Origin of the sequence: Streptosporangium sp. NPDC006930, from assembly GCF_040635605.1 — a bacterium.
Taxonomy (GTDB): Bacteria; Actinomycetota; Actinomycetes; order Streptosporangiales; family Streptosporangiaceae; genus Streptosporangium.
In genome coordinates this window covers 1-23,976 of sequence record NZ_JBEYID010000009.1, presented here as the reverse complement: position 1 = coordinate 23,976, position 23,976 = coordinate 1, and the positions used below count along the sequence as shown (strand labels likewise).

Annotated in this window: 17 protein-coding genes, 1 tRNA gene and 1 pseudogene; 3 read left to right on the top strand and 16 right to left on the bottom strand. The window is 69.3% G+C overall.

The window, feature by feature from the left end:
- Positions 1-46 precede the first annotated feature (46 nt).
- The 10 genes from ABZ664_RS17470 to topA form a co-directional block, all read right to left on the bottom strand.
- Positions 47-1,555 (bottom strand): alpha/beta hydrolase, encoded by a 1,509-nt coding sequence (locus tag ABZ664_RS17470; protein WP_362510124.1) that lies wholly within the window; start codon positions 1,553-1,555, stop codon positions 47-49.
- A gap of 298 nt (positions 1,556-1,853) precedes the next feature.
- A complete protein-coding gene (gene ricT, locus ABZ664_RS17465; protein WP_362510854.1) occupies positions 1,854-2,705 on the bottom strand; it encodes a regulatory iron-sulfur-containing complex subunit RicT in 852 nt (283 codons plus the stop codon).
- 208 nt (positions 2,706-2,913) lie between these two features.
- Positions 2,914-3,582 (bottom strand): permease-like cell division protein FtsX, encoded by a 669-nt coding sequence (locus ABZ664_RS17460; protein WP_362510122.1) that lies wholly within the window; start codon positions 3,580-3,582, stop codon positions 2,914-2,916.
- The gene (locus ABZ664_RS17455; protein WP_362510119.1) at positions 3,579-4,106 is read right to left on the bottom strand and encodes a SigE family RNA polymerase sigma factor; all 528 of its coding nucleotides are present in this window, start codon (positions 4,104-4,106) and stop codon (positions 3,579-3,581) included. The genes ABZ664_RS17460 and ABZ664_RS17455 overlap by 4 nt, the downstream gene beginning before the upstream one ends.
- A 138-nt stretch (positions 4,107-4,244) precedes the next feature.
- Entirely contained in the window at positions 4,245-5,399 is a 1,155-nt protein-coding gene (locus tag ABZ664_RS17450; RefSeq protein ID WP_362510117.1) for a glycosyltransferase family 4 protein, read from the bottom strand.
- Positions 5,396-6,166 carry a hypothetical protein gene (locus ABZ664_RS17445; protein ID WP_362510114.1) on the bottom strand — a complete coding sequence of 257 codons (771 nt, stop codon included), beginning with the start codon at positions 6,164-6,166 and terminating at the stop codon, positions 5,396-5,398. The genes ABZ664_RS17450 and ABZ664_RS17445 overlap by 4 nt, the downstream gene beginning before the upstream one ends.
- 585 nt (positions 6,167-6,751) lie before the next feature.
- Positions 6,752-7,933, bottom strand: a complete 1,182-nt coding sequence (locus ABZ664_RS17440; protein ID WP_362510111.1) for a DNA polymerase III subunit delta' — start codon at positions 7,931-7,933, stop codon at positions 6,752-6,754.
- Positions 7,934-7,962: 29 nt separating this feature from the next.
- Complete coding sequence (gene tmk, locus ABZ664_RS17435; protein WP_362510108.1) at positions 7,963-10,023, bottom strand: dTMP kinase; 2,061 nt, start codon at positions 10,021-10,023, stop codon at positions 7,963-7,965.
- A 444-nt stretch (positions 10,024-10,467) separates the two neighbouring features.
- Complete coding sequence (locus ABZ664_RS17430) at positions 10,468-11,883, bottom strand: metallophosphoesterase (RefSeq protein ID WP_362510105.1); 1,416 nt, start codon at positions 11,881-11,883, stop codon at positions 10,468-10,470.
- Between the two features lie 310 nt (positions 11,884-12,193).
- Complete coding sequence (gene topA / locus ABZ664_RS17425; protein WP_362510102.1) at positions 12,194-14,848, bottom strand: type I DNA topoisomerase; 2,655 nt, start codon at positions 14,846-14,848, stop codon at positions 12,194-12,196.
- Positions 14,849-15,005: 157 nt separating this feature from the next.
- Between topA and ABZ664_RS17420 the strand changes: the two genes are divergently transcribed.
- Entirely contained in the window at positions 15,006-15,191 is a 186-nt protein-coding gene (locus ABZ664_RS17420) for a DUF5703 family protein (RefSeq protein WP_084195129.1), read from the top strand.
- A gap of 218 nt (positions 15,192-15,409) precedes the next feature.
- On the opposite strand, the gene ABZ664_RS17415 is transcribed toward ABZ664_RS17420, so the two are convergent.
- The 3 genes from ABZ664_RS17415 to ABZ664_RS17405 form a co-directional block, all read right to left on the bottom strand.
- Positions 15,410-17,704 carry a chaplin family protein gene (locus tag ABZ664_RS17415; RefSeq protein ID WP_362510099.1) on the bottom strand — a complete coding sequence of 765 codons (2,295 nt, stop codon included), beginning with the start codon at positions 17,702-17,704 and terminating at the stop codon, positions 15,410-15,412.
- A 244-nt stretch (positions 17,705-17,948) separates the two neighbouring features.
- The gene (locus ABZ664_RS17410; protein ID WP_362510096.1) at positions 17,949-18,509 is read right to left on the bottom strand and encodes a hypothetical protein; all 561 of its coding nucleotides are present in this window, start codon (positions 18,507-18,509) and stop codon (positions 17,949-17,951) included.
- 170 nt (positions 18,510-18,679) lie between these two features.
- Entirely contained in the window at positions 18,680-19,987 is a 1,308-nt protein-coding gene (locus ABZ664_RS17405) for a M20/M25/M40 family metallo-hydrolase (protein ID WP_362510093.1), read from the bottom strand.
- 168 nt (positions 19,988-20,155) lie between these two features.
- Between ABZ664_RS17405 and ABZ664_RS17400 the strand changes: the two genes are divergently transcribed.
- Positions 20,156-20,241: transfer RNA gene (locus ABZ664_RS17400), tRNA-Leu, on the top strand.
- Positions 20,242-20,305: 64 nt separating this feature from the next.
- Positions 20,306-20,737, top strand: coding sequence for a hypothetical protein (locus ABZ664_RS17395; RefSeq protein WP_362510090.1), 432 nt, complete (start codon positions 20,306-20,308; stop codon positions 20,735-20,737).
- Positions 20,738-20,785: 48 nt separating this feature from the next.
- Here ABZ664_RS17395 and ABZ664_RS17390 read toward each other — a convergent pair.
- The 3 genes and pseudogenes from ABZ664_RS17390 to ABZ664_RS17380 form a co-directional block, all read right to left on the bottom strand.
- A pseudogene (locus tag ABZ664_RS17390) lies at positions 20,786-21,898 on the bottom strand (recombinase family protein); the annotation flags it as partial.
- Positions 21,899-22,279: 381 nt separating this feature from the next.
- Complete coding sequence (locus tag ABZ664_RS17385) at positions 22,280-23,179, bottom strand: hypothetical protein (protein ID WP_362510087.1); 900 nt, start codon at positions 23,177-23,179, stop codon at positions 22,280-22,282.
- The gene (locus ABZ664_RS17380; protein WP_362510084.1) at positions 23,180-23,578 is read right to left on the bottom strand and encodes a hypothetical protein; all 399 of its coding nucleotides are present in this window, start codon (positions 23,576-23,578) and stop codon (positions 23,180-23,182) included. It abuts the gene before it with no gap.
- Positions 23,579-23,976: the final 398 nt, after the last annotated feature.

Here is a 23,976-nt window from a genome sequence, read left to right as displayed (position 1 = left end):
GCCTACGGCAGTCTACAGGCTCCCGAAGCCTTCTCGCGCCTTGGAATCACCCGATCTTGGGGCAGCGGGTCCCGTCCTTGGGGACGGCCAGATCGATCAGGTAGCCGTCCACCAGACGGTCCACGCACGTCGAACCGGTCAGGTAGGCGGTGTGCCCGTCGCCGTCGAACCCCACGAGAACGCCGGAGGAGAGCTGGGAGGCGAGGGCCTCGGACCACTGGTAGGGGGTGGCCGGGTCGCGGAGGGTACCGACGACCATGATGGGCGAAGCTCCGGGGGCGTCGATCTTCTCCCGTGGGCCTCCCTTGACCGGCCAGTACGCGCAGGGCAGCGAGCTCCACATCACGTACGCGCCGAAGAGAGGGGCCTCCTTTGCCGCCTCACGGGCCGCTGCGGCGTAGGCGGCCGAGTCGGCGGGGTAGGGGGCGTCGACGCAGTTGACGGCGAGGTTGGACTCGGTCTGATTGGTGTACTCGCCGCTCGCCTCACGGTCGATCAACAGGTCGGCCATGCGGAGCAGGGTGGTGCCGTCACCCTTCAGCGCCCGGTCGAGCGCCTGCCTGAGCACCGGCCAGGCCTGCCGGTCGTAGAGCGGGGTGATCAGGCCAAGGGTGGTCCATGCCTCGGTCACCGTACGGCCGTCGCCCGTCCCGTTGCTCAGGGGGGTCGTGTCCGCGCGGCGGAGCAGGGCGGCGATCTCCTCGCGGGCGGAGGCGACGGAGCCGCGGAAGGGACAGTCGGTGGCTGCCAGGCAGTCTTCGAGGAACGCGTCGAGGGCGACCTCGAAACCGCGCGCCTGCGCGGTGTTCATCTCCAGCGGGCCGAGCGAGGGGTCCACGGCGCCGTCCAGGACGAGGGCGCGGACGCGGCCGGGGAAGAGGTCCGCGTAGGCCGCACCCAGCTGGGTGCCGTACGACTTGCCGAGGTAGGTGAGGCGGTCGTCGCCGACGGCGGCGCGGAGCAGGTCCATGTCCCTGGCGGCGTTGGCCGTGCCGACGTACGGCAGGAGTTTGCCCGAACGAGCCTGGCAGCCGGAGGCGAACCGCCGCGACCCCTCCTCCAGCATGGTGACCTCTCCCGGCGAGTCGGGCGAGCTGTCGAGGCCGACGTAGGTGTCCAGCTCGCTCGACGACAGGCACCGGACGGGCTCGGAGTCGCCGACCCCGCGCGGGTCGAAGCCCACGACGTCGAAGCGGTCTCGTACGGCCTTGCTCACCGCCGTGCGGGCACTTCGGGCGTACTGAACCCCGGAGGCGCCGGGGCCGCCGGGATTGATGAGGATCGAGCCGATCCGGTTACCGGAGGCGGGAAGCCGGATCACGCTGATCTCGATCTTCTCGCCGTCCGGCTTGCCGTGGTCGAGGGGAACGGGGAGCTTCGCGCATTCGAAGCCGTCCCCGCAGTCTTTCCAGGTGAGCGACGACCCCCCTACCTCACCACCGCCCGTACCGCTGCCCCCGTCGCCGCTGCCGGAGCCGGCGTTGGCGCCCGTGCCGGTGCACGCGCTCGCCAGTAGGGCCACCGCCGCCAGTACGGCGGCCACATGGGATTTCACGCCTTGTCCGCTCCGTAGTCCGTGGGTCGGGATCGCACGCGGGTCCGGCGGGGGGAGCCGACGCGCGCGGAGAGGCTGACCGCTCGCATCCTACGCCCGCGCGGGCTCAGTCGGCCGTCGAACCCGAGCGCCACACGGGCTCAGCGGTCATCGAAACGCGAACCCTCGTGCAGGCTCAAGCGATCGGCGACCACACAGGCTCCGCAGCCGTCGAACCCGAGCCCTCGTGCGGGCTCAAGCGGTCGGCGACCGCGCGGGTTCGGGGGCCGCTGAAACCCGGGCGCCCGCGGGCCTCCGGTCACCCCTCGGGGCCGCCGTCGGCGACCTTCACCGCGTCCCCGTACGCCGCGTCGTGCTGCTTGCGCGGGGAGCACACCGACGCCGACGGGCACGCGCAGCGGCGGCCGCCCTCCTCAAGGCGGACCACGACGGAGTCGGAGGGTACGTTGCGGCCCACGACGGTTCCCGCCCCCTCGGGGGTGTCGACCTTCAGCCCGAGGCGGGGCATCCTGCTGTGCGCGTCGAGGTAGAGGGGGTGCTCGTACTTCAGGCAGCACATCAGCCGTCCGCACGCCCCCGCGATGCGCAGCGGGTTCACCGGCAGGTCCTGGTCCTTGGCCATCCGGACGGAGACCGGCTCGAAGTCCTTGAGGAAGGTGGCGCAGCACAGGTCGCGGCCGCAGGGGCCGATGCCGCCCTGGAGGCGGGCCTCGTCGCGGGGGCCGATCTGGCGCAACTCCACCCGGGCGCGCAGGTTGCGGGCCAGGTCGCGGACGAGGGCGCGGAAGTCGACCCGCTGTGGGGCGGAGAAATAGACCGTGTAGACGTTCTCGGCGTCGGTGTAGTCGACGCCGACGACCTTCATGGGCAGCGCGTGCCGCTTGATCAGACGCTTGGAGACGCTGCGGGCCTCGGCGCGGCGCCGCTTGTTGCCCTCGTCTCGGGTGAGGTGCTCCTCGGTCGCGATGCCCTCGCACACCGGCAGCCCGCCGACCTCCTCGCTCGTCCACTGGGGCGCCCAGACGCACTCGGCCACCTCGGGGCCCGCGTCGGTGGGAACCAGCACCTTGTCTCCGACCTTGGGGGTGTGCTCACCGGGATCGAGGTAGTACAGCCTGCCGTAGCGGGTGAAACTCACCGCCATGATCATGCCCATATGGCTCCAAACCTGGGGGTACGGCTCGTGCTCACCTTATGCGTCATGCCCTCGGATGTGGGGTGTCATCCAAGGGCGATCATGGACAAGCCGCCCGACCCCGGCGTCGTCGAGCCGGGCACGCGACACCGCCCGGCCGTACTCGCGAACCGCTCAAGCCGCCGTCACCCGCCCGGCCCGAACCCGTTCGGTCCGCTTCCGCTCAGGCCCCCGGGGGCTTGAACGCCGGGAAGGAGCACTGCTCCGGCTCACCCGACCACGGAAGGAAGTGCGTGATGAACGACCACAGCGATGCTTTTCTCAGCATGCAGGGCGTATCGACCGCGTTGGACACCCCCGGCAGTTCGCCCATGGCGCGGGCGACGGCCCTGGAATCCGTCCCCGGCCTGAGCCAGGCTCGGAAGGACTCCGGCATGTCCTCGACGGCTATCGCCTCCCGCAGCGCGGGATTGTCCGCGTACTGGCTCTGGAATTCCTTCCATGCCTGCTGGCTATCTTTGAAAAAGACCCTTTCCACATCGGGCCGGACCTCAAGTGCCCGGCGGATCTCCTCCTGCTCATCCTCTGTCGCCGCATGGTCGCAGATGGGGAAGGGGCTGTCCTGTTTGCAGAGGAAGACCGACACATCGGCGTATCCCGACTGCTCGGGGCCGCTCATCGCCATGGCGACGATGTTCTCCCTCGACAGCTGGGAGATCGCGCTGAGCCGTACGACTCCGAAGACCGTCACGGCGACGGCGAGGGCCGCGACGGCGATCCGGAAGGGTGCCCTGGAGCGGCGGCGGGCGGGGACGGTGAGCGGGCGAACGTTCTCGGCGGTCGCGGCGGCGGTGGAGAGGGCATCGCGGAGGCGGTTCTCGATGTCGGTCATGACTCCTCCTTGAGCATCCGCGCGAGGGCGGCCAGCCCACGCGCGAGGGTGGAACGGGCGGTGCCTGCGGCGATGCCCATCGTCTCGGCGATCTCCTGGTCGGACAGGTCCAGGTAGTAGCGGAGGGTCAGCGCCTCCCGCTGCCGCCTGGGCAGCGCGCGCAGGGCCATGAGCACCTCTCGGCGTTCCTCACCGAGCAGCGCCACGTGCTCGGCGGACCAGACCGGCGGCTCGTACGGCGCGGTCCGTCGGAAGGCGACCGCGCGGCGGCGCAGCACCGATCGCGACCCGTTGAGAACCGCCGAACGGATGTAGGTCAGCGCCCTGCCCGGGTCGCGCAGACGGCGCCGTCCCGCGTGGGTGCGGGTGAACGCCTCCTGTACGACGTCCTCGGCGGTGGCCTGGTCGCCCACCATGAGCAGCGCCAGCCGTACCAGCCCGAGGTGATGTTCGGCGAACAGCGTCGCGATGTCGACGCGGTCCCTGGCGAGGGGCTCTCCGTGGGAGAGCAGTTCGACTTCCACATCACAGAGACGCCGTGCCGGGCCTTCTGCTGCTTCGTTCGACCCACGAGTTCCGCCCCGTCCGCGCTCTTTCCGCCTGTGGCCCCTTCCTGCCCACGTGTCCCATCCGGTGCGCTCCGCCCGGCGCGCGGGCTCGGCTCAGCGGCCGAGTTCGGCGAAGGACTTCTCCCAGCGGTCGGCGATCATGGAGATGTCGTAGCTCCTGGCCGTCTGGAGGGCGTTCTCGGCCATCCGGTGGCGGCCCTCCTCGTCGTCGATCATCTGGATCAGCCCGGCGGCCAGTGCGTCCACGTCGTCCGCGGGGACGAGCAGCCCGTCGATCCCGGGCGTGATGATCTCGCGAGGCCCACGGGGGCAGTCGAAACTGACCACCGGCACCCCGGAGGCGAACGCCTCGATGATGGTCATGCCGAAGCCCTCGAAACGAGAGCTGACCACGTGGATCGAGGCCTTGGCGAGCTCGCCCTCGATGTCTCCCGTGGGCCCCATGAACGTGACGTTGTTGTGCAGGCGCAGCTTGACGGACTGCTTGATCAGCTTGTCACCGACCCGGCCCTCGCCGTAGATGCGCAGTTTCCAGTCCGGGCGCTCCTTGGCCACCCGGGCGAACGCCTTCAGCAGGCGGTCGTACCCTTTGACCGGCACCAGCCTGCCCGCGGCCAGCACGATCCGGTTCTCCTGCCGGGAGCGCGGACGCGGGCCGCCGGGCAGCCCGTTGCCGATGGTGAACACCTGGGTGGACGCCCCGTCGAGCATCTTCCGGTAGTCGTGCTCGTCGGCCTCGGTGAGGGTCACGACGGCGTCGAGCCTCGGATACCACGTCCGGATCTCCTCGAAGATCCCGGGCTGGTGTGCCTCGAAGTGCAGGTGCTCCTGGGCGATCGTGATGACCCGTTTGCGCGCGTACCTCGCGGCCATGATGTTGAGCCCCGCGCGGGTGGTGATCAGCACGTCGCTGCGGAGCCTGCGCAGCTCGCGGACGAGAACCTCGTCGCTCCAGGCGCTGAAGGAGGCGTACGCGCGCTCCTCGGGGTGGATCAGCGCGCTCTCCCGCGCGCTCAGCCGCTCGGCCTTCTTCGCGTACGGCCAGCGGACCCTGGCCCCCTCCCGCAGGTCCACCAGTGAACGCAGGCGAACCTGGGAGCCCAACGGCAGGAAGGGGACGTCGGCGTGCTGGAAGACGCTGACGATCTCGACCTCGTGCCGCTCGGACATCGCCGTGGCCAGGTCGAAGGTGGCGCGGATGGTTCCGCCCATGCCGTAGGCGTTGAGGATGAGAAAGGAGATCTTCACGAGCTCTCCTCCTCGACGCTGAGCGCGACGGCGAGGCTGTCGGTCTCGGTGTAGTACGGCCGGACCCTCACCTGTCCCACGCGCTGGGCCGGGAACCGAATTTTGGTTTTCTTGTCCGTTATGTCATCAAGGCGAGTCGCGAGCGGCAGACGGGTTCCGGAGAACTCCGCGTAGAGATCCCAGAAGACCCGGCGCCGTACCTGCGTCTCGGCCATCGGCGCGATCTCGATCCCGCCGTCGAACCACCGCCCCTGGAAGTTCGCGGGCCCGCTCACGGGCTCAGGTCCCCGGCGGGCCACCGCCACGAGTTTCGCCGCCCCCCGGATCGGCTCGCCGTACGCGACGGCGCCCTCGACCTCGATCACCCCGTCCTCCGCGGTCACCCGGATCACCTCGACGTACGGCTCGACCTCGCGGACCCGCAGGCCCAGCGTCCCGACAGCGGTGCGAAACGCCCTGATCTCTCGGTTTCTGGGGGTCTCCGCGTAGGCCCACAGGCCGTCGAGCGAGAATCCCGGGTCGTCGGTGGCGATGGGCTCACCGCCTCGCGACGCCGTCCAGATGCCCGCGGAGAGTGCCTTCAGATTCGTGGCCTCGCACTCCTCGCCGGTCTCCACGTGCCGCAGAACGATCCCGGGATCGTTCCCGTCGCCCCCGTGGATCGGCTGCGGCCACTCGATTCTCAGCGTGTCGTCGTCGCCCACACGGCTCGTGACGGCCCGCTCCTTCGCGGGCGGAATCCCGCCGTACCGTGCCCCAATGCTCACCAAGAGTCCCCCGGTCTTCGCTGCTCATCCCCATAGAGCAGGACACTGTCCACCGATTTATAACGAAATAACCTATTTTGCCGGTTAATCTTAACGACCCGTACTCGTACTTTGAGGCGACTTAGCGATGAATGGTTCCACCTAATCGGAAACAGACGGATAGCGACTACTTGATGAGGGTTACCAACTACCCTCCCACCAGCAGATATTCAGCCGCCGGCCAAGGAAACTGGAAAATGTCCGGTATCGGTCAGAGCCCTCTCCGAACGGCCCCGGCCCGGACACCGCGACGAACAAGCGGGCATCGCGCCGTCGATCCGCGCCCGGGGACGGCGGGCAGTGATTGGGCCCTCGCGGCGTGGAACCGGCTCTATGGACTGCGGCTCCTGAAAACGGCACCCGAGAGCCTCGCGTGACCTCACAGCCAGGTCCGACGGCCCCGTACGACCGGATAAGACCGGTCCGGAATCGGCCCGGTACGACGTCAGGATCGTTTCGGGGCCGATTCGGGGCCGAATCAAGCCGGTTCAGGGCCGGTTCGGGGTCGGCGAATCCCGCCCGGTACGGTTCGGGGACGGCCGAGGCTCAGAGCCCGGGCCGGTGCAGCGAGATGGTCATCGACTCGACCGCCATCTGCGGACTGACGTTGGACGCCAGCCGCCTCCGGCAGCGCATGATCGCGTCGATCCTGCGCAGGGTGTCTTCCGGCGTGGAGGCACGGGCCAGTTCGTCCAGGTCTGCGCGGCGGTCCTCACTCGCCAGTTCCACGTACGCGCCGAACTGCACCGCCAGCACATCGCGATAGAACGCCACCAGGTCGAGCAAAGAGGCGTCGATGACGTCGCGCTTGGTGCGGGTCGCCCGGGACTTCTGGCGGTCCTCGAGATCCTTGAGCGCCCCGGCGCCGCCGCGGATCAGGCCCCTGTTGAGCCCCTTGCCCGTGGAGCCCTCGCCGTAGGCCTGCCGCAGCTCGGTGATCTCCGACTCGTTCAGCACCGCGGTGACCGCGGCGGCCTCGTCCTCGGCGGTCTTCACCAGCCGCTCGGCAGCCATCACGCACTCCCCGACACCGGTCAGCGACCGGGGGATGGACAGCACCGCCTCGCGGCGCGCACGCGCGTCCCCGTCCAGGGCGAGCCTGCGGGCACGGTCGATATGCCCCTGGGCGGCCCTGGCCGCGAACTCCGCCATCGCCACCGGCACGTTCTCGCGGGTGGCCAGCACGTGGGCGACCGCCGCGGTGGGCGGGGTGACGAGCGTGACGATCCGGCATCGGGACCTGATGGTGATCATCATGTCGTCCGGGGAGGGCGCGCAGAGCAGCCACACCGTCCTCGGCGGCGGCTCCTCGATGGCCTTGAGCAGCGCGTTGGACGCCCCCTCGGTCGCCCGGTCGGCGTCCTCGAACAGCACGACCCGCCAGCGGCCCAGCGTCGGCGCCCCGGCCGCGCGCAGGATGAGCCGCCGGGTGTCCTTGATGCCGTACGAGAGCCCCTGCGGGCGGACGATCTCCAGGTCGGGGTGGGAGCCGACCGCCACCTGGTGGCACATGTCGCAGTGGCCGCACCCCTGGTCCGGGCAGAACAGCGCGGCGGTGAACGCCCGCGCGGCCTCCTCGCGACCGGATCCGGGCGGCCCGGTGAACAACCACGCGTGGGTCATCCCTGCGCCGCGCCCTCCGGCCAGCAGATCGGCCCCGGCCGCCGCCGCCCGGCGGAGCGTCGCGGAGGCCCGTTCCTGCCCCACAAGATCGTCAAAGACTCCCACGCCCCCAACCTACCGTCGGGGACGCGGGCTCAGTCGCGGATCGCGGGCATCGTCCCGGTGACGTCCTCCGACTCCTGCGGCACCGGGTCGGGCAGGATCTCGCGGATCCGGTCGTGGACGATCGAGGAGATCTGACTCTGGGGCAGGGTCCCGTCGACGACCAGGTAGCGGTCGGGCTCGGCGGCGGCCAGTGCCCGGAACTCACGACGGACGCGCTCGTGGAACTCCAGGGGCTCCGACTCGATGCGGTCGGCGGCCCCGCCCAGCCGGGCCAGCCCCACCGAAGGCGGGGTGTCGATGAGCACGGTGAGATCGGGGACGAGCCCGCCGGTGGCCCAATTGTTGATCATCGTGACGTCCCCGGTGTCCAGGGCGCGGCCCGCGCCCTGGTAGGCGAGCGACGAGTCGACGTAGCGATCGGAGATCACCATCGAACCCCGGTACAGTGCCGGTCGGATGACCTTCTCCACGTGCTCGGCCCGGTCGGCCGCGTACAGCAGCGCCTCGGACCTCGCCGACAGTCCCTGGTGCACGGCGTCGAGCAGGATCGCCCGCAGCCGCATCCCCACCTTGGTCGAGCCGGGCTCACGGGTCTGCACGACGTCGAAGCCCTGGTCGCGCAGCCAGATCGCGAGCAACCTGGACTGGGTGGTCTTCCCCGACCCCTCACCGCCCTCGAACGCGATGAACATCCCGCGCCCCTGCTCAGGGCTCTCGGGGGCGAAGCGCTCCCCGCGCACCGCGGCGAGCAGGTCGGCGACGATCGAGACGCCCCTGCGGTCGTCCATCTGCCGCAGCGCGACGATTCCGACGATCACCGCGAGCAGCCCGCCGACCAGCAAGACCAGGTTCGAGCCGTCGAACCGGTAGACCGGCTCCAGACCGACCCTGATCTGGCGCTCGCCGAACAGGCCCGCCAGGGTCGGCGCGACCGCGACCACCAGCAGCAGGGTCACCCGGGCTAGCGACTGCAGGAAGGAGAACGTACGGCCCCGCAGGCTGTCGTCCACCTCCAGCCCGATCATGGTGTAGCCGATGATCCACGCGATTCCCGCGCACGCGCCGAGCAGCACGGTCAGCAGGACGACGATCACCAGGTTGTGGACGAGGGCGACCGCGACGAGGACGAGCCCCGCCACCACGATCGACAGGCCGAACAGCCTCCGCCGCGACAGCTCCCTCAGCAGCCTGGGCCCGAAGAACATGCCGGAGGCCATACCGACGAAGACCGCGCCGAAGACCACGCCGTACGCCGCGTCGCCGCCGCCCAGCGCCTCCACGTAGATCTTGGCCACCCCGACCACCGCGCCACCGGCGGCGAACGCGCCCAGCATGCCGATGATCAGACCGCGGATCAGCCGGTTGCCGCCGACGAACCGCCAGCCCTCGAAGATCTGCCGCAGCACCGACGGCGTGGAGGTGGCCCGCGCTCCGCTCTTCGGGATGTCCTTGAGCGAGAAGATGATGACGGCGGAGACCAGGTAGGCGAGCGCGTTGATGAACAACGCCAGGTAGGTCTCGCGCTGGGCGAGGAACGGCACCAGCCTGCCCAGGACGTCGTCGGCGACGGAAAGCAGCGCGAACAGCAGCGCGGCGACGGGCGCCGTGCCGTACGTGACCAGGAGGTTGAGCTGGTTGGCCTCCTCCAGCCGCTCCTTGGGCACCAGGTTGGGCACCGTGGCGTCCTTGGCCGGCACCCAGAAGAGGTTGACGCACTCGACCAGGAACGTGGCGATGATCACCCACTGGTAGCTGCCGACCAGCGGGATCGACAGCACCAGCGCGAAGCGCAGGAGATCGCAGAAGAACATCGTCAGCCGCCGGTCGAACCGGTCGGCGAACGCCCCCGCGAGCGGTCCCAGCAGGATGGCCGGGAGCATCTTCGCCACGAAGACGCCGCCGATGGCCAGGCTCTGAACCTGGTAGCCCGACGCCGCGGTGAGATTGCCCGCCAGGGCGGTCAGCGCGAGGAGGTTGAGCCAGTCTCCCAGGCTGCATACCGACATCGCCGTCCACAGCTTGCGGAACGGGGCGTTGGCCAGCACGTGGGGGGTCTTACGTCGCGCGGTGCTCCGGCCAGGGGTGGTCATAGTGTCAGCGTATCCAGATGCTCGCTGGGCTTGGGAAAACACGAGCCAGGCGGAAATACCCGGCTGCCCGTCGCACGAGGGTAATACGCCGGCCCCGCACCCCGCAGGTCACACCCGCGAAAAGAGGCGCTCGGTACGACTGTTTCCAGAGGTGCTGCCGTTGGAGCCCCCCAAAGTGCCTCCGGTGGAATTTCCAGAGGTGCTCGCCACGGACTTCCGGAGGGGCACTCCCGTCCGAGTTCCCCAGGTGCTCCCCGTGAACTTACCGAGTGGTCTCCCTGCCGGGTTTCCCCCGGGTGCTCGCTGCGGACTCCCGGAGGAGCACTCCTGTCCGAGTTCTCGCGAGTGCCCGCCGTGAACTTCCCGAGGAAGTCTCCCTGCCGAGTTCCCCAGGTGCTCACCGCGAACTTCCTGAACGGTGTGCCCCAGGCCGGGTGTCCAGGGTTACTCGTTCCGGACTTCCAGAAGAGTGATCTCAGGCGGTGCGCCCACCCGGACCGGCGGCCCCCAGAAGCCCGCGCCCCGCGTCACGTAAACCTGGGTGCCGTCCACCTCGCCGAGGCCGGAGACGACCGGCTGCTGCATCGGGATGACCAGATTGAAGGGGACCATCTGGCCACCGTGCGTGTGGCCGGACAGCTGGAGGTCCACGCCGTACGTCGCCGCCTGGACGGCCTGGACCGGCTGGTGGGCGAGCAGGACGGTGGACCGGGAACGGTCACGACCGCCCAGCGCCCGCTCGAAGTCGGGGCCGTCACCCGAGGCGACACCGCCGAGATCGTTGACCCCGGCGAGGTCGAGAACGGCTCCCCCGTGGGCGATCTCGACGCGCTCGTTGCCGAGGGGGCGGATGCCGAGCCCGCGCAGCTCCTCGATCCACTCCTGCGGGCCGTTGGCGGTGTAGTACTCGTGGTTGCCGGTGACGAAGTAGGCACCGTAGCGGGATTCGAGGTCCTTCAGCGGCACGGCCAGCGAGCCGAGTTCGGCCACCGTACCGTCGACCAGGTCGCCGACGACGGCGACCACGTCGGCCTCCAGTGAGTTGATCATGCGGACGAGGCGACGGGCGTGTTCCGTACCGGTGAGCGGGCCCAGGTGGATGTCGCTCACCACCGCGAACCGCAGGCCGCTCAGGCGCGGATCCAGTCTGGGCAGGACGACCCTGACCGGTTCGATCACCGGGTCACCGAGAGCCGTCCTCACCCCGAACCCGACCGTGCCCAGCGCCCCCGCCCCGGCGGCGACCGCTGCCGTACGGGCGATGAACAGCCTCCTGCTCATCCCGGCCTGGCCGTACGGTCCTCCTGGAAACCCTCCGTCGCGCCGCGCGTCCCCGGCACCGGGAACGACGATCACGCCACCGATCTCGGTTCCCGTCTCCGAACTCGCCTCGGCCCTCCTCCCGGACCCCGCCTCGGACCCCGCCTCGAACCCGGACCGACCGGCGACGGCGGACCGGTCGGCGACATCGGGTCGAACGGCGGGCACCGGCTGGGCGGCCATGAGCGCGACCCGCTTCTCCTGAGCGTCCGCCACATCCGGCCCCTCCGCCCGCCGCTCCGTCCACCTCAGGACCAGCAGGGCCGCACCCCGGGGAATCTCCAGGATCACCAGGAACACGAAGAGGTAGAACATCACCGCGATCCAGAAGAACCCCGGCCAGGCCAGGAAGTGGCCCCACTCGCTGCGGGAGGCGACCAACGTCACCGGGGCGAGCACGGCCAGGGCGACGAGAACCCACGTCAGCACCCGGCGGGTCCGGCCGGGCCTCGTGGTCGAACCGACCAGGCGACGCCACAGATAGAAGTGGACCAGCGTGATCGCGCAGATGACCAGCGACACGAAACCCACAACCGTCACTCGCCTCTCCCGCGCCCACCGGCCGTTCCCGGTGCGCTCCGAAGAACGCCCGGGATGGCGAATGCGTTCCCGGATACCTGGAACCCCGGAAGTCCAGAGCCTCGGAAGCCCAGAAGCACGCCGGTTCAGGGCTCTGAACTTCCAAAACCCTGGAAGCCCAGGACCCCGGAGACTCGGAACCTGGAGGCCCAGGACCCTGAAAGCTCAGGACCCTGGAAACTCAACACCCCGAAAGCCCTCAAGGCCCTGGGAGCTCACAGAACCCTGGAAGGCCGGCCTGAAAGCTCCCAGGGACCCCGAAAACGAAGTGTCAGGCCTTCGCCTTGGCCCTGGTGGTGCGGGGACGCTTGGGCGCCGGGCCACGGGCGCGGCGGTCGGCGAGGAGCTCGGCGGCGCGCTCGGTCGTGATCTGCTCGACCTCGTCACCCTTGCGCAGGGAGGCGTTGGTCTCGCCGTCGGTGACGTACGGCCCGAACCGCCCCTCCTTCACCACGATCGGCTTCTTGGAGACGGGATCCTCGCCCAGCTCGCGCAGCGGGGGCGCCGCCGCGGCCTGCCTTCCCCTCGCCTTGGGCTGGGCGAACAACTCCTTGGCCCGCTCAAGGGTGATCGTGAACATCTCCTCCTCGGACGCCAGCGAGCGCGAGTCGGTGCCCTTCTTGACGTAAGGCCCGAATCTGCCGTTCTGGGCGGTGACCTCCTGGTCGTCGATCACCCCGAGCACGCGAGGCAGCGAGAGGAGCTTCAGGGCGTCTTCCAGGGTGACGGTGTCCAGGGACATCGACTTGAGCAGCGAGCCGGTGCGCGGCTTGACGGCGTCGGCCTTCTTGGTCTTCTTCTTGGCGCCCTCGGCCGGCGGCGCCTCCTCGGGAAGGATCTCGGTGACGTACGGGCCGTAACGGCCGTCCTTGGCCACGATCACGTGCCCGGTCACCGGGTCCTTGCCCAGCTCCCTGTCACCCGTCGGACGGGAGAACAGCTCCTCGGCCATCTCGGCGGTGAGCTCGTCGGGCGCGAGGTCCTCCGGCACGTTCACCCGGGCGCCGTCGCGGTCCAGGTACGGGCCGTAGCGCCCCACCCGGATCATGATGTCGGTGCCCCTGATGGAGAACGAGCTGATCTCCTTGGCGTCGATCTCACCGAGGTCGGTGACCAGCTCCTTCAGGCCCTCGTCGCCCTCCGCGCCGAAGTAGAACCGGCGCAGCTCGGGCACCCGCTCCGCCCGGTCGTTCGCGATGTCGTCGAGGACCTTCTCCATGTCGGCGGTGAAGTCGTAGTCGACGAGGTTTCCGAAGTGCCGCTCCAGCAGGTTCACCACCGCGAACGCCAGGAAGGACGGCACCAGGGCCGTGCCCTTCTTGAAGACGTAACCGCGGTCCAGGATCGTCCCGATGATCGACGCGTACGTCGACGGGCGGCCGATCTCCCGGTCCTCCAGCTCCTTGATCAGCGACGCCTCGGTGTATCGCGCGGGCGGCTTGGTCGCGTGCGCCAGCACGTTGAGCGCGGACGCGGTGAGCGGGTCGTTCTCGGTGAGGTTCGGCAGGCGCTTCTCGGAGTCGTCCCGGTCGGTGGACGGGTCGTCCGCGCCCTCGACGTAGGCCTTCAGGAAACCGTGGAAGGTGATCGTCCGGCCGGAGGCGGTGAACTCGACCAGCTCACCCGAATTCGACGTGCCGTTCACCTTGACGGTGACCGACTCGCCGACCGCGTCCTTCATCTGGGAGGCCACGGTCCGCTGCCAGATCAGCTCGTACAGGCGGAACATGTCGCCGCTCAGCCCGGTCTCGCCCGGCGTGCGGAACTCCTCACCCGAGGGACGGATCGCCTCGTGCGCCTCCTGCGCGTTCTTGACCTTGCTCGCGTACACGCGCGGCTTGTCGGGCACGTACGCCGCGCCGTACAGCTTGATCGCCTGGCTGCGGGCCGCCGCGACGGCGGTCTCCGACAGCGTGATGCTGTCGGTTCGCATGTAGGTGATGAAGCCGTTCTCGTACAGACGCTGGGCGACCTGCATGGTCGACTTCGCGGAGAAGCCCAGCTTGCGGCTCGCCTCCTGCTGCAGCGTGGTCGTCCTGAACGGCGCGTACGGCTTGCGGGTGTACGGCTTGCGCTCGACGGACTTGACCTTGTACGAGACCCCGGCGAGGCGCCCGGCCAGGGCACGGGCCGCCTGCTCGTCCAGGTGGAGCACGTCGGCGTTCTTGAGGGTGCCGTTGCTCGCGAAGTCACGGCCCTGGGCGACGCGCTTACCGCCCACACCGGTCAGCATGGCGGTGAACTCGTGCGGGATCTCGTCGCGGCCGGTGTCGAGCAGCGCCTGCAGGTCCCAGTAACTCGCGCTGGTGAACGCGAGGCGCTCGCGCTCGCGCTCCACGACGAGCCGGGTCGCCACGGACTGCACGCGCCCGGCGGACAGGCGGGGCTTGACCTTCTTCCACAGGACCGGGCTGACCTCGTAGCCGTAGAGGCGGTCGAGGATGCGCCTGGTCTCCTGGGCGTCGACCAGTCTCAGGTTCAGGGCGCGGGGGTTGGCCACCGCCTCCTGGATCGCCCGAGGGGTGATCTCGTGGAACACCATGCGGTGGACCGGCACCTTGGGATTGAGCACCTCACGAAGGTGCCAGGCGATCGCCTCGCCCTCGCGGTCCTCGTCAGTGGCGAGATAGAGCTCGTCGGCGTCCTTGAGCAGCTGCTTGAGCTTGCTCACCTGCGCCTTCTTGTCGTGGTTGACGACATAGAGCGGCTCGAACTCGTGATCCACGTTGACACCGAGGCGTGCCCAGGACTCCCCCTTGTACTTCTCGGGGATGTCGTCGGCCTTCTCAGGGAGATCGCGAATATGTCCGATACTGGACTCCACGACGTAGCCGCGGCCGAGGTACCCGGCGATGGTCTTCGCCTTGGAAGGCGACTCGACGATCACCAGGCGGGTTCCACCGGCGTTGCCGTTCTTGGCTGGCACGCTGCTTCCTACCTCGCTGTTCGCATTCGTTCCCCGTTTTCTTCCCCTCGGGTTACCCGGTCTCGACCGAGAACACTCCCAAGGGAAGCCGCAAGGACGCAGAATAAAGCCCTATGAGTGTCGACGTCCCCCGGCTCACCCTCGGAGACTAATCGCTGTGCTCGACTACTCCTACTTGGTCCTCCACCTTCCGCGTGGCACATCCCGGGACGCAGCCCGGCGGATACTGACCGAACATGCAGAATACGGCGACTGGGAGCTCGACCGCCTGCGACTGTATCCCGACGGCCGCCGAGACGTTCGACTGCGCCGGAAGATAATACGTGTGACCAGGACGATGTAACTCCGGGTGACTCCGGACATGGCTTTGCCCGCTCCGGGCCGCGCCCCCGGAACGGGCAAAGCTTCCGTGCCTCGCAGGCCGAGCGGACGCCGCGCCACGAGGGCGCGGCCGTCCTGTCTCGCCGCCTTCGAGGCGTCTAGGCGCCTTCCTCAGCGGTCCTGGGAAAGCGTGTCCAATGGGTTACTAATGTCTTACTTCCCGCCTTGCTTCCCGTTCCCCTACTTCTTGCCGAAACGGATCCGGCGGGTGGTGCCGAAGACCGTCGCGGCAGCCGCGGCCAGCGCACCGATCAGGAGGGTGACCAGAGAACCGACGTTCATCCCGGTCACGCCGACGGGCTGGGCCGCGCTCATCAGGCCCAGGTCACCGACCGGCAGGGCTCCGGCCGGGGTCGAGGAGGTCAGGTCGGCGACGGGAGCCGACAAGCCCTTTCCGGCCTTCGCGGCCCGGTCGCTCACCTCGCTCGCGGGCGCCGCGGGAACGGCGGGAGCGGCGGGGAACTCGGGCAGCCTCTCGGCGGCCGGGAACCGCGACCGGTCCGCGGCCGTCGGCGACAGGCCGGGGGCGGACGCCTGTCCGGCCGCGCCGCCGAGCGCCGGGACGGCCGGGAACGCGGGCAGCAGACCGCTCGTCCTCTGCTTGCCGGGCTTGGAGTCCCAGTCACCGTGGCCCTTGCCGTAACCGCCGTGACCGCCGTGCCCACCAGGGCCGCCGTGCCCACCGGGGCCGCCCCGGTGGCCACCGCCGGGACCGCCCCACTGGCCACCGCCCGGACGCCCGGACGGGCCACCGGCGCGGGAGCCTCCGAGGCAGCCCGCGGCGGCGTCGCCCAGGACCGCCACGGCGTTGCCGCAGATGTTGATCGGCGCGGTGATCGGCGCCACCACCTGGTTGCCACCAAGCACGGAGTGCCGACCCGAGGTGCGGTTGTCACCGGCGCCTGTACCCGCGCCCGCACCGCCCGAGACCGAGGCGCCGCCCCTGCACCCGGCCGCGGCCTGGCCGAGCACGCCGACGGCGTTGCCGCAGACGTTGATCGGCGCGGTGATCGGCGCCACCACCTGGTTGCCACCGAGCACCGAACCCCGGCCGGACGTGACGTTGCCGCCCGCGCCGGCGCCACCGCCGCCGCCCACGACGGACGCGCCCCCCTGGCAACCGGCGAACGCCCCGCCCAGGACGGCCACCGCGTTACCGCAGACGTTGATCGGCGCGGTGATCGGCGCCACCACCTGGTTGCCGCCAAGCACCGAACCCCGGCCGGACGTGACGTTGCCGCCCGCGCCCGCACCGCCACCCCGGCCCGTCCCGGCCGACGTCCCTCCCGGGCAGCCCGCCGGGCCGTTGCCGACGCTGTTGCCGCAGACCTCGGCGGGCGCGGTGATCGGCGCGACCACCTGGTTGCCGCTACCGGCGCCGAAGCGCCCGTCGGTGTCGTTCCCCGGCCGGCCGTAGCCCCCGGGGCCGCCGGGACGGGGACCGCGCTCCCAGTCGTCGCCGTGGCCGCCCGGACGCGGACCGTGGTCCCAGCCGCCGCCGGGACGCGGCCCCTGCTTCCCGTGGTCGCCGTGGCCGGGTCCGCCGTGACCGTCAGGCTTACCCGGCCACCCCGGACCACCGGGGTGCCCAGGCCCGCCAGGGTGCCCAGGCCCGCCAGGGTGCCCGGGCCCGCCGGGGTGACCGGGACCACCCGGGTGGCCAGGACCGCCAGGGTGGCCAGGACCGCCGGGACCGCCCGGACCAGCGGGGCCACCCGGGCCATCGGGCGTGCCGCCGCCGACCTCGGCGCCGCCCTCGCAACCGGAGAAGGCCTCGCCGACGACGGCGACCGAGTTGCCGCAGATGTTGATCGGGGCGGTGATCGGCGCCACCACCTGGTTGCCGCCCAGCACGGAACCCCGGCCGGACGTGCGGTTTCCACCGGCTCCACCGGCACCGCCCTGACCGCTCACCGAGGCACCGCCCCGGCAACCGGCGGTCGCCCCGCCGAAGATCGCGAAGGAGTTGCCGCAGGCGTTGATCGGCGCGGTGATCGGCGCCACCACCTGGTTGCCGCCGCCGATGCTGTGGTCACCGTTCGTACGGTTGCCGCCGGCTCCGCCGCCGCTCCCGCCCTCGTTCCGCACCGAGGAGCCGCCCCGGCAGCCCGCCTCGGAGCGGCCGAAGACCGACACCGCGTTGCCACAGGCGTTGACGGGTGCGGTGATGGGGGCGACGACCTGGTTGCCGCCCAGCACCGAACCCCGGCCCGATGTGGTGTTGCCACCCGCGCCCGCACCGCCGGCGTCGCTCTCGACGGAGGCGCCGCCCTCCGAGGAGGCGGACGACTCCCCGGCCACGGCGGCGGAGTTGCCGCTGATGTCGATCGGCAGGGTGATCGGGAGGTTGACCTGGTTGCCGCCGCCGATCGAATGGTCGCCGTCGGTGTCGGCGAAGGCCGTACCGCCGCCCATCGCCATGACGCCCAGTGCGAGCAGTGCCGCGGGGGCCGTACCCGTAACCCACGTACGCATGATTGAAGCTCCTAGCAGTTTCGGGGGGGACCTGACCCTCGTGAGGGCGTGCGAAGCCGTGGGAAGGCCGGAAAGGCCCGCACAGCGGAGGCCCCGAGGGCCGTCACGAGGAATGGCAATTGCCTTTTCTTCGGCCTGCTGATCGCTCACCGAACGGAGCGGTTCTCCTGGGGACGGAGGATGAAGGCAGGCTCCGCGACCGGCGGATCACCAGAAAGGGGATGGGCCGGTCCGCGAGACGAGATCAGTCAGGAGAGAAAGAAGGGTCGTCCGCCGCTGTGCGGACGACGGGGGGAAGCACGAACGCAGGCGGAACACGCTGCGTCGTCGGCCGCGGGTCGTAGGCGAACCACGCGACATCCCCCGGACCCGGCCCTGGGGCACCGGATCCACTACCGCTCTGGGGCACGAATCCATTCGCGCCAGAGCCGTGCTCGACGGTGGCGGGTGCCGGGAACCCCGGCTGGGACTGGCTGGTGAGCCCGTCCACACCTCGCCCCGCCATGGCCTCGGCGTTTTCCGTCGCCGAAGGCCCGCCGCCGACCGTGGGGAAGACACCGGCCCCGAGGGCCGGTCCGGAAGCGGCTGTGTGAGGGGTCTGGGAGTGGGCCTCTCCTGTCGTCGCGGTGGTGTCCGCGACCGCGGGAGCGGCACCGAGGAGCCCGAAGACGACCGCGAGCAGCCATGCGGCGGCCAGGAGACCACCGATGGCGAGGGCTCGCATGAAACCCCACCGAGTGCCGGCCGCGAACCGCGCCATCCGGTCAGCCCGGCCGGGGATCGTGTCGTCGACGGGAAGAGTCACGGGCGCGCGTCGAACAGCGGGCGATGACGCCCTCCACTGCTCGTGCGGCACGCGTGCCACGTGACCTCCCCAAAACTCCTGGACGGGCCCGCTTGGACACGGACCATCCCTCAACGGAGAGTTACGTTAGCACCACAACGAGTCAACACAACGGTTTTCCCGGTAAAGGCTCAGCAGCCGTCCAGGAAACGGTCAAGGACCCGGACCCCGAACCGGAGCGAATCCACCGGAACCCTCTCATCGATGCCATGGAACATCCCGGAGAAGTCCAGGTCGGCGGGGAGCCGCAGCGGCGCGAAGCCGAATCCCCGGATGCCCAGCCTGCTGAACGCCTTGAGGTCCGTGCCCCCCGACAGCGTGTACGGCACGGCCAGTGCGCCCGGGTCCTCGGCGAGGAGCGCGTCGGCCATCGCGCGCACCAGCGGTCCGTCGAAGCCGGTCTCGATGGCGATGTCGTGGTAGACGAACTCCCTGGTCACGTTGGGGCCGAGCAGCTCGTCGAGCGTCTCGAAGAACTCGTCCTCGTATCCCGGCAGGAAGCGGCCGTCCACGTGCGCGGTCGCGGTCTGGGGGATCACGTTGGCCTTGTAGCCCGCCTCCAGCATCGTGGGGTTGGCGGTGTTGCGCAGCGTGGCGCCGATCATCCGGGCGAGCGGCCCCAGCTTGGCGACGGTCTTCTCCGCGTCGTCCAGGTCGAGTTCCAGCTCCAGGACCCTGGAGGTCTCCTCAAGGAACGTCCTCACCGTCCGCGTCATCCGGACCGGCCACTCGTACCGGCCGATGCGGCCAACCGCCTCGGCCAGCTCGGTGACCGCGTTCTCCGCGTTGAGCATCGAGCCGTGCCCGGCCCTGCCGGTGGCGGTCAGGCGCATCCAGGCGATGCCCTTCTCGGCGGCCTCGATCAGGTAGAGCCTGCGCGCCTCGTCGATGGAGACGCTGAACCCGCCCACCTCGCCGATCGCCTCCGAGCACCCGTCGAACAGGCTCTTGTGCTCGTCGGCGAGCCACTGGGCGCCGTAGTTGCCCCCCGCCTCCTCGTCGGCGGTGAAGGCCAGCACCACGTCCCTCGGCGGCCTGCGCCCCTCGGCGAGCCGCTGCCGCACCACCGCGAGGATCATCGCGTCCATGTTCTTCATGTCGACCGCCCCGCGCCCCCAGACGCAGCCGTCGACGATCTCACCGCTGAGCGGGTGCTGGGTCCAGTCGGCGGCGTTGAAGGGGACGACGTCCAGGTGGCCGTGGAGCAGCAGGGCGTCACGGGAGGAGTCCTCCCCGGCGATGCGGGCGACCACGTTGGCCCTGCGGCTGTCCGACTCCAGGATCTTCGGCTCCAGCCCCACCTCGGCCAGCTTCTCGGCCACGTACTCGGCGGCGGCCCGCTCACCGGGCCCCGAATTGTCGCCCGCGTTGGTCGAGTCGATCCTGATCAGGTCGCGGCACAGCCCGACGACCTCGTCCTCAGCGTTGATCGCCGTCATGGTGGACTCCTTGGGGTTTCGGTACGGCTTCCACCTCCCATCCTGCCGCCGGGCACCCCTTCCCGGCACCCCGCCCGCACCTGCCCTCTTACCGATATGACGGCGGCTCAAGAGTTTGCTAACCTAAGTCCGCCGACGCGGGATGACGGTCCCACGTGCAGGCACCACGTCCGGGTGGCGGAATAGGCAGACGCGCTAGCTTGAGGTGCTAGTGCCCTTTGCGGGGCATGGGGGTTCAAGTCCCCCCTCGGACACAAACCGGTCACCTATGGGGTCCTGGTCATGTGTAGACGTGACCAGGACTTTCTGTTTTGACGGATGGTAGACCAGCCGCAGTCCGATGTTCGCGTAAATCTTGGCCTTCCGGATCGGGTCGGCATTCGAGAGAACTCGCACCATGTCTCCAAGCCTGTGCGTGATCTCCGCCAGTTCATCACGCCTCAGCCGCCTCTGAGGCAGTACGTGCGCGCGGCCGAGGCGTTGCTCGGCCGCGGTCTTGCGGACAAGCTCTTCCTGGATCCATCCGGCGACGAGCGCCGGGTCGGCGCCCGCCTCAAGAGCAGCCCGATGCTGGGCGAGCCTGCGGTCACACTCGGTGATCTGGCGGCGTGCCACAGCGAGTGCTTGGGCCTCGGGCGGTGTCACGTCCTGTGCGGCCGCCAAGACGTCGAGAGTCTGGTCAACGTTGTGGGGCGCGAACAGCCGGCCGAGCCAGCGGTCCAGTCGCGGGACGACGCGGTCCTCTCGTAGGTAGACGTTGCGGGGATGCATGAGGTGGTTGGCCAGGGCGTACTCTTCGGGGAAGCGGCAGCGGTAGTAGGCCGCGTCGTTGACCCATTGGCCCTGCATTCTGCGGTCGCAGACACCGCAGTACAGCAGCCCCCGGAGCTGGTACGGCTTGGGGGTGCGCTTGCGGGTCTTGTCGGTGTGGCGATCGCCTCGCCCCGTCAGCGTCATCTGCACGGCGTCGAAATCCTCCGTGGACACGATCGGCGGGTGAACGACCGTCTTCGACCAGACCCAGTCCTGCTTGGAGTTCCACCTGAGCTTCGTGGTGTGGCCCAGGCCGACGTCGTCCACATCGATGAGGACCTCGTCCTTGCGCTGGCGGTTCCACACCTGGTGGCCGGTGTAGCGGGGGTTGGTCAAGATGGCGCGCACCGCGCTCTTGGACCAGGCGATGCCGGAGCGGTGACGGTTCCGGCCCGGATCGTGAGCTGATGGGCTGGGAATCCCGTTGTGGGTCAGTCTCTCGGCAATGGCGAACAGGCCGTAGCCGTCGAGAAAGACCGCGAAGATCTCTTCCACCACGGGTGCGGCGACGGGATCAAGCTCCAGTCGGTGAGCACGCTTGCCGTCGGCCGCCTTGGCCGGGTTGGGGTGTGGGCCCGCGTCGGCCAGCCGGTAGCCATAAGGCGGCCGACCTCCCAGAAAGCGGCCTTCCATCTGGGCTTGGGCTGACATGGCGCTGCGCACGCGGATCTTGATGCGGTTGCGCTCGCCTTTGCTCATACCGCCGAACACGCTCATGACCAGGTCATGGGCCTCGTTGTTCGGGTCGATGGGGCCGCCCACCTCGGGCACCCAGAGCGGAACCCGGAAGTGCTCGAAGACGGGAAAGGTCAGGCCGTACTGGTTGCCGTAGAAGGCTCGTTGCGGCTCGCCGATCACCACCGCGTCGAAGCCGCGGTCGGGGTTGCGTAGTTCGGCGAGCAGCGCCGCCGCGTGCGGGCGGCGCTGCCAGGGGATCGAGCGGGACTTGTCGACGTCGAAGAACTCGGTGACGATCACGCCCCCGCGCGACTCGATGAGCGCGCGGGAGCGGGTGATCTGCCAGCCTCGCGAGGACTGGGGATCCTGCTTGTCCTCGGTGGAGACCCGGCCGTAGAAGGCGAAGCGGATGGTGTTCATGGGTCCTATGCGACGTTGGGGCGGTTGACGAGCATGGTTTGGTGAGCCTCCAGCAGGATGGCGAGCAGTTCCGTGGCGGCGCTGGACGTCAGGCGGGGCGGTCCACTTGGTAAGACGATGTGCGGAGTCCGCTGTTTACGAGTGGTGGATGCGGTCATGATGAGAGGCGCTCCTATGCGTTCGTTGCTGGCGGGTAGGGGTGCGGCCCCGGCGACGTGCTTGGCGGTACTGGAGTCGGGGCCGTTTTGTCGCCGTACCCTGGCGTAGATCCGCACGTTGCGGCCAGCACCTCGGCAGGGCGGCGGGTCGGATGTTTCCGTGACGTCGAAAGCGCAGGCTGCCTGCGGTGCTTTCTCAAGCAGGACAGTGCTTTGCGTCTGGTCATGACGCAGGTCTCTTAGCCATGAGTGGGTGGCACGCCGGGCAGCGCGCCACAGTGTTGTCGCGAAGTTCCATCTGCCGGGTGCGCTCGTCGCAGTAACCGCACCAATCTGGGGCGATCCTCAGCGACGGACTGGGCTCGACGCCCTCGACCGCAGGCAGGAACTTGTCGGGGTCTTCCTTGAGTGCCTTGGCCACGTAGCGACTTCGGTGCTTGACGGACCGGCCATCGAGGATCGCGTGGCGGATCACGGCCGCGTCGAGGAGGCGAATCTCGCGGCCGGTCAACTCAGCCAGGAGCTGGACGATACCGCGATCGACGGAGTCGTCGTCGTTCGCCCAGGCGCGCGCGTTACGGCGAGAAGACGGACGAGAAGACGGACGAGAAGACGACTGATTGTCTTCATCTTCTTCCGTCCTAGTCCCCTTCGGGGACTGGACGGAACTGCGTGGCGTTAGTAACGCGTTACGTTCGGCGTTACCAACGCCACCGTCGACGGCGTGTGGCTCGGTCCGGTCGCGTCGCCTGTCTCGCCACCTTTTCTGCCGCTCGGCGTTAGCTTTCCGTTCTTTCTCCACCCGCTCCTTAGCGGGCACGAATGCGAAGAAGTCGTGAATCACCCACCCCTTCGCCACAGGCGCCGGGCAGAGATCGGAGGGACACTCTTCGCCAGGCAGATGCCAGGTACCCCGGGACACGAGTTCGGCGATGAAGCGCAGCGGCTTCCGCACTCGCGGACACACGTCGATCAGGTCTTCCTGGAGTACCGCACCGTCGGTCAGGTTGTGGGCACACCAGAAGATCGCTGTGAAATGTATACGGAATGCGGCGTCCGACAGGCCTGCTACCTGCCTCCGAGTCGGGAATCGGTCGTCGAAATACAGCCTTTCTCGTTTCATCTAGTGCCTGCCTCTGTCTGTCAGATGCAGACCGGCCGTGGTGTTGAAGGCACGGTCGAGTCGGAGCGCGAGGTCACGTGCCGACTTCCGGGCCGCCGCGAGTTCTGACAGAGCCTTGTCAAGACGCTTGCCGGGGTCGCCATGGTCGTCACCCAGTTGCCCGGATTCCTGCATGCGCCGCAACGCCTCGCCGAGTTGCCTCAGCAGTTGGTCAAGCCCAGCTGTCGAAATGCCAATACGGCCGAGGACGTCGTACACGGTGGACGGATAGGTGACGCCGACACGGGAGAGCGTGGCGTGGTTGAGGACGCGGACAGCCTCGGATACGGCTGCGGCGACCTCGCTGGTGTAGTCGTCACCATGGGGGCCATCTGACGACAGCCAGACGGTTTCAGCCATCGATGTTGACTCCGATCGCTGGGATCTTGTCAAGATGCCCGCGTCCCGTCAGAGCGGTGACGAGAGTCAGCAGTCGACGCATGAGCCATTGAGGCACCCCTAGGGTGTCCGTGCTCGCGATCGATGGGATGCTGAACATGACCTACTCCTTTCGAGTGGGTCTGACGGAAGGCCCGGCGCCGGCGAGCGTCCAAGCAATGCGGGCGCCGGGTCCTCCTGTAGTGAACTTGCAGAGGGCCGACTTCATGATTCGGCGGGGAGCTGTTCAGCTACGCCGACATGCGCAGTTGTCCGCTTCCCAACTACTCCAGTTGAATTCGTAGAGTCCGTCCCCGCGATCACCATGGCTCGATGGCCAACCCCGTTGTGGTCAGACAGCCGTCGAGTAGATGCGGCCT